Raw genomic sequence first — 9,957 nt, 5'->3', positions numbered from 1 at the left:
TTTTCGGACACAATTACTGAAATACTACCTGAAAGTAAGCTTATTGAAAGCCAAACCAGACTTGCCAGGCTAAAGGGCGTGGAATTAGCCGTAGAACCAGTAGTTCCTAATAAGCCTTATAAGCCCAAAAAACTGTTAATTGTAGCCGTGGCTATGGTTTCTGGCCTATTTTTGGGGGTTTTTCTAGCCTTCTTCGTGGAGTGGCTAGAAAACGCCAGGAAACGTTATGAGACAAAAGAAAAGGCCTAAAACTCCAGAAAGCCAAGGGTGTTTAGCCTGGTAAAGCCATCGTCAGTGACCACTACCATGTCTTCCAGGCGCACGCCTCCCCAGCCAGGGAGATAAAGGCCGGGCTCAACGGTGACTACCTGACCGGCTTTGAGCTTACGCCGACTGCGGTAAGAAAGAGTTGGGGCTTCGTGAATGGCTAGCCCTACCCCATGCCCCAGAGAATGCCAGAAAAGCCTTTCAAGGGCTTCTCGGCGAAAAACAATCCTCGCCGCTTCATCTGGCTCCTGTGCCTTAATCCCGGCCTTAATTTTCTGCTCAGCCGCCTCTTTGGCCTCTTTTACGGTTTTGTAAATGTACTTAAACTTTTCCGTAATTTTTTCCACGAAAAAAGTGCGGGTAATATCAGAGCAGTAGCCTTGCCATTTGACCCCCATGTCAATTATGAGTGGCTCTCCTGCTTTTAAAGACTTATCCGTTGGTTCAGCGTGGGGTTTGGCGGCGTTTGGGCCGCTAGCCACTATCGGAGGAAAAGACGGGCCATGGGCTATCTCGTGGCTCATACTGATAATTCTTGCGGAAAGCTCACGCTCCGTTATCCCTGCCTTTATATACCCGGCTACCTCTGAAAGGATTTCCTCGGCAATGGAAAGCGCCTTGCGAATGGCTCTAACTTCTTCAGCATCTTTCACTTCGCGCATACGCTCAATAACCGGACGTGCCATCTCAATTTTTACGGAAAGCTTCTTTTCCATGGCCTGTAAAAGGGCCACTGAAACATAGCGAGGTTCTATGAGGATAGTCTTAACTCCCAGTAAAGGTAATAATAGGGCCAGTTCAGCCACCAGGCCTTTCCTGTAAATGCGCGGTTCAAAAAGAGGTCCACACGCTTTGGCCTCTTCCTGATAGCGCGGATCAGTAAGAATAAAGGCTTCTTTCCTGGTTATTAAAAGGGCCCCTGAGCTTTCAGTAAGGCTTACGTCCTCAGAAGAAAAACCTGAAAGATAGCGCCTGTTTTCTGGGCAGGTGATAAGCAGGGCCCCTTCTTTCGGTAAAGATAACCTGACTCGTCTTAAGCGCTTTTTTCTTTCCTCCACTTCTCTCATCCTTTCAACCACTCAACCACAAAATCCAAAATCCGCCAGGCCACTTCTTCTTTAGGGGCCAGAGCTACTTTTTCTTCTTTTCCCGAAGCAGAAATAAGCCAGACTTCGTTGGTGTCTGTTTCAAAACCGGTTTCAGGGCGTGAAATATCGTTAGCTACTATAAGGTCAAGCTTTTTATCTTTTAGTTTGCGCCGGGCTTCCTCAAGGAGCTTTTCACTCTCTTCTGCCGCAAAGCCTATTACCAGCTGATGGGGCTTTTTTGAAGAAGCCACCGTTGCCAGAATATCCTCCGTGGGTTCAAGCTCTATGGTGAGAGATTTTTGGGCCTTTTTTTGTTTACCAGGGAACACCTGTTTAGGGCGATAGTCAGCCACCGCCGCCGCCATAATAAGCATGTCTGCTTCTGGAAAGTATTTTTTAACCAACTCGGCCATTTCTCCTGCTGTTTCTACTGATACAGCTTTAAAGTAAGGAGGTACTGACACTGAAAGAGGGCCGTGGATAAAGGTAACTTCAGCCCCTCTTAACCAGGCGGCTTTAGCCAGGGCCAGGCCCATCTTTCCAGAAGAACGGTTTGAAAGGTATCGCACAGCGTCTAAAGGTTCCCGCGTAGGGCCGGCGGTTACCAGAACTTTTTGGCCTGAGAAATCTTTCGGTGCCATAAGGCGTTCAAGATAAGCAGCTATTACTTCTTCAGAAGGAAGTCTTCCCGGGCCAATGTCCCCACAGGCAAGCTCCCCTTCATCAGGAATAAGGACTTCGCAGCCCCAACGGCGTAGCCTGGCTATGTTTTCCTGCACCGCCGGGTGTTTCCACATATTGGTGTTCATGGCCGGACAAATAAGAACCGGTGCTTTAGAGGCCATGATAGTGGCCACCAGGTTACTTCTGGCATCGCCGGTGATAAGGGAAGCTAAAAAAGAAGCCGTAGCCGGCGCCACCGCTATGGCTTCGGCAAAACGGGCAAGCTCTGTGTGCGGGATAAAACCGCTTTGAGGCTTAAGAAAATCTTTCTGGGTAAAGACCTTCTCCTGGGTTAAGGCTTCAAAGGTAAGGGGAGAAATGAAGGCCTCGGCGCCTTCTGTCATTACCACACGGCATATAGCTCCCCTTTTTTGCAAAAAACGTAAGAGAGAAGCGGCCTTATAAGCCGCTATCCCTCCGGTTACCCCCAGAAGGACCCTCTTATTAGTAAGTAGCATTTTCTAAAGTTTCGCTGGCCCAGATTTGAACCTCGGTGGTAAAGGGTTGCTCGGTAATCAAAATCATGCAGCAGCCATTAGGGCGTTTAAAAGTTAGAAGAATACTGCGGTAAAAAATACTTCCCGTAAGCTCCCAACCGCGGGCTTTTAGCTGATTTTTAAAGAACTTTTCAAGAGACAGGGCCTTAACCCGGCCTTTTAAAACCAATACTCCACCGATGTAGCTCTGGGTACGCACTATCATGGATTTTTGCTGGTCAACTTTAAGGTCTGTAGGAACAACGATATTGGGAAATTCAGTGCCGGTATAAAAAGGCTTTGGAGGAGCAGGGGGTTCAGTCTTTGGTTGCTCCTTGCCTGGCATAGTACAGCTAGCTAAAAATACCAATAAAACCAAAACACTTAATTTAAATCTATTTTTCATACTAGCCTCCTTAGCTGTTTGCCATAGTTTACTTCAAGTTTTACCTGCTTCAAAAGTTATATTTTTGCCTGTAGCCATCTATGAATCAAGCAAGAAATTATTTAAATTAAAGTTTAAACTTAATTTGGACTTAATTTGGAGGGACCTTTGAATCGGCATATACTCCTCACTACAGATGGTTCAGCCTACTCTCAAAAGGCGGTATCTTATCTGGCTACTTTATTTAAAGAAGCTAAAGATTTTGAAATAACCGTCTTTTGTGTAGCCCCGGCCCCTCCGTCCTATCTTTTAGGCCCGGTACCAGGGCTAAATGAACTGGAACGCCAGGAAAAGCTAGAAAAGATCCAGGCTGAAAACGTTGCCTGGGCAAATAATTGTGTAAATCAAACTAAAGAAGCCCTTATCAGAGAGGGATTTTCTGAAAAACAGGTCCACACCAAAATCACTATTCAGCGGAGAGATTTAGCAAGAACCATTTTGAGAGAGGCTTACGACGGTAAATACGACGCCGTAGTAGCAGGCCGAAGAGGACTGGGCCGCCTGTCTTCCTGGTGGGTAGGAAGCGTTACCCAAAAATTAGTAGAGTACGGCCGAAATGTGCCAGTCTGGATTATTGACGGGCAGAACTGGAATAAGCGCTTTCTTGTGCCGGTTGACTTGGGAGAAACTGGGCTGAAAATCATTGATCACCTTGGATTTATTTTAGCTGGAAACCCTCAGGTCGAAATAGAATTGTTACATGTAATACCCTCTTTGATTCCTGGAGAAGAGAGTAGATATCTAGCTAAACTTGAGTCATATCTACTTAAAAAAGAACAAAAGGAAGCCCAAGAGTTCTTTCAAGAAGTTCAAAAAATTTTGAAAAAAACTTTTGATGTTTTGCAGGTAAAGGTAAAAATTAAGAAATCTCCACGAGGAGTAGCTGCTGAAATTATTAAGGAAGCCCAAAAAGGCAACTTTGGCACTGTAGTTATGGGAAGACGTGGAAGAGGGGGATTTAAAGAACTCTTGTTGGGTTCTACTTCATCTAAAATCCTTTATAACCTGACCGATAAAAGCCTGTGGATAGTGGGATGAAAAAAAAGATTAAATGCCCACAATGCGGAAAACTGACTTTTTGGGAAGAGAATCCTTATCGGCCATTTTGTTCAGAGCGCTGCAAACTCATTGACCTTGGTCACTGGCTTTCAGAGGAATATCGTATCCGAGTCCCAGCTGATGGAGTAGAAGAAGTTCACCAGGAGGAAGAAAAATGATTGACATTTATGACGTAGCCATAATAGGAGCGGGCCCGGCAGGACTTCAAGCAGCCATTCATGCCGCCCGCCGACGAGTTAAAACCATTATTGCAGGAAAAATTGAGGCCAGCGCCCTTTACAGGGCTCACCTGGAAAACTACTTTGGCCTGCCAGGGAAAAAAGAAGGGAAAGAAGTACTTGAAGCAGGTCTTACTCAAGCCCAAAATTTTGGAGCTGAACACCTTCCTTTAGACGTGGTAAAAGTAGAACTTCGTGACCACTATTTTTATTTAGAACTGGAAGACGGTCGCAAGATAAACTCTTTTACCTTAATTATTGCCACCGGAGTTAGCAGGCGTAAAAGCAAGATTAAGGGCGAAAAGGAACTGATAGGCAAAGGGGTTAGCTACTGTGTGGACTGTGATGGATTCTTTTTCCGCGGCCTTCCTGTAGCTGTTATAGGAAATGGAAGTGCAGCTGCTCACGGAGCGTTAACCCTAAAAAAAATTGCCTCTGAAGTGTATTTAATAAGCCCAAAGCTAAATATATCAAAGTCCTTAAAAAATGACCTGGAAAAAGAAAATATCAAGATTTTTTCCGCCAAGCCCAAAGAAATTTTAGGGGAAAAAGAAGTAGAAGGCCTTTTACTGGAAGATGGCCAAAAACTGCAAATTAAAGGGATCTTCATTGAAGAAGGGGCCAAAGGGGCTCTTCAGCTGGCTACCAGTTTGGGAGTTATGCTTGACCCGGAAAACATGACTTACATTCAGGTTGACAAAGCCCAGAAAACAAATGTTCCCGGGGTTTTTGCCGCCGGAGACGTATGCGGCCCACCCTTTCAGGTAGCCAAAGCTGTAGGAGAAGGGTGCATTGCCGGTCTTAACGCCGCCGACGAAGCCAATCAGAGGAGGAAACAACATGAAAATTGATGTCCTTACCGTAGGGCCTCTGGCTGTGCGCTGTTATCTTTTAATTTGTGAAGAAACCAGAGAAGCTGCCATTGTTGACCCAGGAGGAGACGAAGGACGTATCCTCCAAAAAATTAAAGAGCTGGAACTTAACCCCAAGTATATTCTGGCCACTCACGGCCATGGAGACCATGTCTCTGGCGCCTGGTGGCTACGCAAAAAATTAAATATTCCAGTAGCCATGCATGAAGCTGACGACGAATTCTTCAGGCACCCTATGGCTGCCCAAGTTTTCGCCGCCTGGGGGTTTGAACCAAATGAACCCGCTGACATCTTATTAAAAGACGGCTCTATTATCCAGGTAGGCACTACTATTAGTTTGCAAACCATTCACACGCCTGGACACTCTCCTGGCTCAGTTTGTTTTTATGATGGCCAAGAATATCTCTTTACCGGAGACACTCTTTTTGTTGGTGCCGTTGGCCGCACGGACCTTCCTGGAGGAGATTTTGAGGAACTTATTCGTTCTCTACGCGAAAAAATTTTACCCTTGCCTGACGAAACTATTATTTGCCCTGGGCACGATTACGGCGAAAAGCCATTTTCTACCCTTGGTGAAGAAAAAAATACTAATCCCTATATCGTTGAGTTTGTGCTGGGCAAGTAATTATTGACTTGGAAGTTCTACCCTGCTACCCATGAAGGCATGGAAAAGATAGTGGCTAAAATCCTTGAAGGCCAAAGAATAACCAGAGAAGAAGCCTTAACCCTCTGGCAGGAAGCCTCTTTTTTTGACCTGGGCTTTCTTGCCCGAGAAACACGTTTCAGACTTCACCCCGAAAGGGTGGTCACCTACATTGTTGACCGCAATATCAATTACACCAACATTTGTATTTCAGGATGCAAGTTTTGCGCTTATTATCGTTCACCTGAAACAGAAGGTGGTTTTGTTCTTTCTAAAGAAGAGCTATTTCGCAAAATAGAAGAAACCCTTTCGCTAGGTGGCGTTCAGATTTTACTACAGGGAGGTCTTAATCCTGATCTTCCCTTTTCTTTTTATTTGGAAATGCTAAAAGATATAAAAGAAAGATTCCCGGAAATTCACATTCACGGTTTTTCTCCCCCTGAAATTATCCACTTCACCAGGATTTCAGGGAAAAACATAGAAGAAGTACTTAAAGACTTGATAGCCGCAGGCCTTAATTCTATTCCTGGTGGGGGAGCAGAGATTCTGGTTGACAGAGTTCGTCAAAAAATTTCTCCTCATAAATGTAGTGCTGATGAGTGGCTGGAAGTAATGCGAGTGGCCCACCGCCTGGGTCTTAAAACTACCGCCACCATGATGTTCGGACACATAGAAACCGTAGAAGAAAGGATTGAACATCTGGCTCGCCTAAGAGACCTCCAGGATGAAACCGGGGGCTTTACAGCCTTTATTCCCTGGCCGTTTCAGCCAGGAAACACCGAACTTAAAACTCCCAAGGTGTTACCTGTAGAATACCTTAAAATGCTTGCCCTTTCGCGCATATTTCTGGACAACATAAAAAATATTCAGGCCTCCTGGGTGACTCAGGGCCCCAAAGTAGCCCAGGTAGCCCTTGAATTTGGTGCTAATGACTTTGGTAGCACCATGATAGAAGAAAACGTGGTGGCAGCGGCTGGAGTGTCTCATCGGCTTTCTATTGAAGAAATAGAACGCCTTATAAAAGACGCTGGCTATACCCCCAGACGCAGGAAAATGGACTACAGTTTAATTTAAAGGATTCAAATGGAATTAAGGATCTCAAAAAAGCCCACTCTTTATCGCACCAAATATTTGCTTCCCATTATAAAAGAACCCGTTGAAAATGGAGCCATTATTGCCACCGAAGGCTTAATCATAGATAGCGGCCCTTATAAGCAGGTAAAAAAAGGCTTTATAGGGGAAGAGGTTGACCTGGGGGCCTCTTTGCTTATCCCGGCCCTGGTAAACGCCCATACCCACCTTGAACTAGCAGCTTTTAAGTGGCGCCTTTCTCCTACCTCTTCTTTTGTAAGCTGGATTAAAAAGCTCATCCGTCTGCGCCAGGAAATAACCCCTGAGGACTATGTTAAAAGTGCTCGCCTAAGCCTTAAAGAAATGTGGCAGGTGGGCATAGGCCTTATTGGGGACCACGGCAACACCGGTCTTTCCGTGCCTTTGTTGAGAGAATCTCCGTTCAGAGCGGTTTTTTTCAGGGAAGTGATAGATTTTCAAGGCCGTACTAATCTGAAGGATTTTTTAAAAGACCACTTAAAAGACTCAAAGATTATTTTTAGTCTGGCCCCTCATGCCCCTTATACGGTTTCTCCCCTTCTTATGCAGGCCATTAAAAGATGGACCAAGAAATACCGCTTGCCCTTCTCTCTTCATGTGGCTGAATCAGTAGAAGAAATAGAGTTTTTACTGTACGGAAAAGGCCCTATAAGAGAACTTCTTAAAGAACGTGGCCAGTGGCCCTCTTCATTTGTAGCCCCTGGACTAAGGCCGGTATTTTATCTGGACCGCTTGGGCGTGCTTGACGAAAATACCATCTGTGTCCACCTTACCCAGGCCAGCACAGAAGAATTAGCCCTGCTCACCAGAAGAAAAGCCAAACCTTGCCTCTGCCCTAGGAGCAATATTTTTCTGGGAGTGGGGTTCCCACGAGTAGAAGAAATGTTAGCGCTTGGTCTTGAGCCTTGTCTTGGCACGGATAGCCTGGCAAGCAATGACTATCTTTCTATTTTTGCAGAGATAGCGGCGTTAAAACAGCATTTTCCCCACCTTTCACCGCACATCCTTCTTAAAATGGCCACTTTATGGGGAGCTAAAGCCCTGAAACAAAAAGATATGGGCTATATAGACAAAGGCGCGAGGGCTGACCTCTTGATTTTATCCGCCAAGGAAGGAAACCTTGAACAAATCCTTGAAACCCTGGTCACTAATCCTCCCCAGAAAATTGGCCGACTTTATGGTTAAAGCCTTTGTTTTTTGGCCTGGCTTTCGTTAGAATAGCAATTGAAAATACTGGAGCTCCAGGAAATGTTTTTGAAGATCATTTTATTGCTTTTAATACCCTTTGTAGTGGTTTTCCTCCCACGAGAGGTCCTGGCCTTTGGCCCTGGAGCCCATATTGAACTGGGGTTAAAGCTTATTGAGATCGGCCCTCCTTGCTTTAGAGAACTTACAGGGAGCCTAGGGCTTGCCTTTATTTATGGCAATCTTGCTCCAGATTTTTTTATTGCACCAGCTCGTTTCAAAAGGCTATATCACTCTTTTGAGGCCTTTGAGTCACTCATCTCCAGAGCCCAAAAACCCTGTGAAATCGCTTTTTCTCTGGGTTACGGCACTCACCTTTTGGCTGACAACGTAGCTCACGGACATCTTATCCCGGCCCTGGAAAGACGCCTTGACCTTCCAGGAAGGCTTATTCATTACTACTTTGAGTGGACGCTTGAACGTAATCGGGGCCAAAATTTCTTTCTTCTGAAAGGTATTTATCTCTGGCCAGGACATCGTCGTCTCAACAGGTTTATGGCCTCAAGCTTTGGGCTTTCAAGCAAAGTTATACTTTCCCGCAAACTCATCACTTTATCCACCCTGAGACTTGCTAAAATAAAAAGAGTAATCCCCCCCAGCAATTTGGTCCTTTTCTTTGAAAAAAGATTCCGGGCAGCCCTGCCCGAATGCCTGGAGAGCATGAATCAGATTCTTGGTGTAAAAGAGGCAGACTATGCGTGTCGTCGGCTCAGGTGCGCTTAACCTGGATTTTTTCTATCAGATAGAAGACCTTCGCTTGCTTAAATGTGCCAAAGGCCTTACTCCAGGTGGTGAAGTATGGGGAAGCCGTAAGGAATTTGACGCCCTGCGCGAAGAGCTGGAACAGAAAGGCCATTTCATTGCCCAAAGCGGAGGAGGCTCAGCGGCAAACACTATCTTTGCCCTGAAATTATGGGGATTTGAAACCGGGTTTATTGGTATTGTGGGAGCTGATGAAGAGGGTGATACCATTCTGGCAGAACTTGAAGGCACAGACTTAAGCCGTGTCATAAGGCAAGGCTATTCAGCCTGTTGCCTCATTATTATAGATGCCCAGAAAGACCGGGCCATATTCGTTTCTCCCCATTCTGAAGAAGCAAAGCTTGCTTCTTTTTCCTGTAAAACCAGCTCTGATGAATGGCTCCATCTCAGTTCACTCATAACCAATGAAGGTTTTTACTTTCATGACAAGCTGAAACAAAATCATTCAGGTATATCAAGTATTGACCCAGGAGAAATTTACGCCCAAAGAGGCTTTGCCGCCCTTAAAAACTTCTTTCGCAAAGCAAAAATTGTTTTTCTAACCAGCCAGGAACTGGAGAAACTTAAAGTTGCCCCAGAAGACATTGCTGCCCTTGGCCCTGAACTTTTCTTGAAAAGAGGAGAAAAGGGCGCCCTTTTATTCAACAGCCAGGTAAAAAATATCCCCCCTGAAACACCACCTAAAATTGTTGATAACACTGGTGCAGGAGATGTTTTTGATGCTGGGGTTATAGCCGGTGTGCTTTCCGGGCTATCTAAAGAAAAGGCGGGCAAGTTAGGAGCAGCTATGGCTGCTCTTTCGCTCAGGGATTATGGTAGAAGAGGATACCCCGAGCGAGAAGAGTTTCTGAACCAATTAAAGGAGGCTTCGTATGATTAAAAAGACTTGTCTCATATTTTTCATCTGGGCTTTATGGAGCAGTTTAGCCCTGGCAGAGGGTGGTTTAAAAGTCACCAACGAGATGATTTACCATAAACTCCTGGAAATAGAGAAGAAGCAGGCCACCCTGGAAACAGAATTAAGGGAATTCAAAGAAGCCACCAACAAA

12 protein-coding genes are annotated in these 9,957 nt (G+C 45.4%); 9 read left to right on the top strand and 3 right to left on the bottom strand.

Going from position 1 to position 9,957, the window contains the following annotated elements; genetic code table 11:
* Positions 1 to 249 (top strand): GNVR domain-containing protein (locus TH606_RS10070; protein ID WP_197460563.1); only part of this gene is annotated, 249 nt, incomplete at its 5' end.
* Here the strand turns inward: TH606_RS10070 and TH606_RS10065 are convergent.
* The 3 genes from TH606_RS10065 to TH606_RS10055 are packed head-to-tail and all read right to left on the bottom strand — an operon-like array spanning position 246 to position 2,960.
* Positions 246 to 1,325, bottom strand: coding sequence for a M24 family metallopeptidase (locus tag TH606_RS10065; protein ID WP_197460562.1), 1,080 nt, complete (start codon positions 1,323 to 1,325; stop codon positions 246 to 248). The genes TH606_RS10070 and TH606_RS10065 overlap by 4 nt on opposite strands.
* A gap of 5 nt (positions 1,326 to 1,330) precedes the next feature.
* A complete protein-coding gene (gene coaBC, locus TH606_RS10060; RefSeq protein ID WP_068543593.1) occupies positions 1,331 to 2,536 on the bottom strand; it encodes a bifunctional phosphopantothenoylcysteine decarboxylase/phosphopantothenate--cysteine ligase CoaBC in 1,206 nt (401 codons plus the stop codon).
* Entirely contained in the window at positions 2,523 to 2,960 is a 438-nt protein-coding gene (locus TH606_RS10055) for a hypothetical protein (RefSeq protein WP_068543591.1), read from the bottom strand. The genes coaBC and TH606_RS10055 overlap by 14 nt, the downstream gene beginning before the upstream one ends.
* Before the next feature lie 147 nt (positions 2,961 to 3,107).
* Here TH606_RS10055 and TH606_RS10050 point away from each other — a divergent pair, with 147 nt between their 5' ends.
* From TH606_RS10050 to TH606_RS10015, 8 genes are all read left to right on the top strand, one after another.
* The gene (locus TH606_RS10050; protein WP_068543588.1) at positions 3,108 to 4,037 is read left to right on the top strand and encodes a universal stress protein; all 930 of its coding nucleotides are present in this window, start codon (positions 3,108 to 3,110) and stop codon (positions 4,035 to 4,037) included.
* A complete protein-coding gene (locus TH606_RS10045) occupies positions 4,034 to 4,216 on the top strand; it encodes a DNA gyrase inhibitor YacG (protein WP_068543584.1) in 183 nt (60 codons plus the stop codon). Before TH606_RS10050 ends, TH606_RS10045 begins: the two co-directional genes overlap by 4 nt.
* On the top strand, positions 4,213 to 5,127 hold the full coding sequence (locus TH606_RS10040; RefSeq protein ID WP_068543581.1) for an NAD(P)/FAD-dependent oxidoreductase: 915 nt from the start codon (positions 4,213 to 4,215) through the stop codon (positions 5,125 to 5,127). Before TH606_RS10045 ends, TH606_RS10040 begins: the two co-directional genes overlap by 4 nt.
* A complete protein-coding gene (locus tag TH606_RS10035) occupies positions 5,117 to 5,773 on the top strand; it encodes an MBL fold metallo-hydrolase (RefSeq protein ID WP_068543579.1) in 657 nt (218 codons plus the stop codon). The genes TH606_RS10040 and TH606_RS10035 overlap by 11 nt, the downstream gene beginning before the upstream one ends.
* A 39-nt stretch (positions 5,774 to 5,812) precedes the next feature.
* Positions 5,813 to 6,865, top strand: coding sequence for a cyclic dehypoxanthinyl futalosine synthase (gene mqnC, locus TH606_RS10030; protein WP_068543576.1), 1,053 nt, complete (start codon positions 5,813 to 5,815; stop codon positions 6,863 to 6,865).
* Positions 6,866 to 6,874: 9 nt separating this feature from the next.
* Positions 6,875 to 8,086 carry an amidohydrolase family protein gene (locus tag TH606_RS10025; protein WP_068543573.1) on the top strand — a complete coding sequence of 404 codons (1,212 nt, stop codon included), beginning with the start codon at positions 6,875 to 6,877 and terminating at the stop codon, positions 8,084 to 8,086.
* A gap of 69 nt (positions 8,087 to 8,155) precedes the next feature.
* Positions 8,156 to 8,869 (top strand): zinc dependent phospholipase C family protein, encoded by a 714-nt coding sequence (locus tag TH606_RS10020; protein WP_197460561.1) that lies wholly within the window; start codon positions 8,156 to 8,158, stop codon positions 8,867 to 8,869.
* On the top strand, positions 8,841 to 9,788 hold the full coding sequence (locus TH606_RS10015; protein ID WP_068543566.1) for a PfkB family carbohydrate kinase: 948 nt from the start codon (positions 8,841 to 8,843) through the stop codon (positions 9,786 to 9,788). The genes TH606_RS10020 and TH606_RS10015 overlap by 29 nt, the downstream gene beginning before the upstream one ends.
* The last annotated feature ends 169 nt before the right edge of the window (positions 9,789 to 9,957 follow it).

This window comes from Thermodesulfatator autotrophicus (assembly GCF_001642325.1).
Classification (GTDB): domain Bacteria; phylum Desulfobacterota; class Thermodesulfobacteria; order Thermodesulfobacteriales; family Thermodesulfatatoraceae; genus Thermodesulfatator; species Thermodesulfatator autotrophicus.
This window is presented reverse-complemented; position numbering and strand designations above follow the sequence as displayed.

Excerpts from the sequence above, each read along its gene's own strand:
- coaBC (WP_068543593.1), bottom strand. The coding sequence starts at position 2,536 with ATGCTACTTACTAATAAGAGGGTCCTTCTGGGGGTAACCGGAGGGATA.
- TH606_RS10055 (WP_068543591.1), bottom strand. The coding sequence starts at position 2,960 with ATGAAAAATAGATTTAAATTAAGTGTTTTGGTTTTATTGGTATTTTTA.
- TH606_RS10045 (WP_068543584.1), top strand. The coding sequence starts at position 4,034 with ATGAAAAAAAAGATTAAATGCCCACAATGCGGAAAACTGACTTTTTGG.
- TH606_RS10040 (WP_068543581.1), top strand. The coding sequence starts at position 4,213 with ATGATTGACATTTATGACGTAGCCATAATAGGAGCGGGCCCGGCAGGA.
- TH606_RS10035 (WP_068543579.1), top strand. The coding sequence starts at position 5,117 with ATGAAAATTGATGTCCTTACCGTAGGGCCTCTGGCTGTGCGCTGTTAT.
- mqnC (WP_068543576.1), top strand. The coding sequence starts at position 5,813 with ATGGAAAAGATAGTGGCTAAAATCCTTGAAGGCCAAAGAATAACCAGA.
- TH606_RS10025 (WP_068543573.1), top strand. The coding sequence starts at position 6,875 with ATGGAATTAAGGATCTCAAAAAAGCCCACTCTTTATCGCACCAAATAT.
- TH606_RS10015 (WP_068543566.1), top strand. The coding sequence starts at position 8,841 with ATGCGTGTCGTCGGCTCAGGTGCGCTTAACCTGGATTTTTTCTATCAG.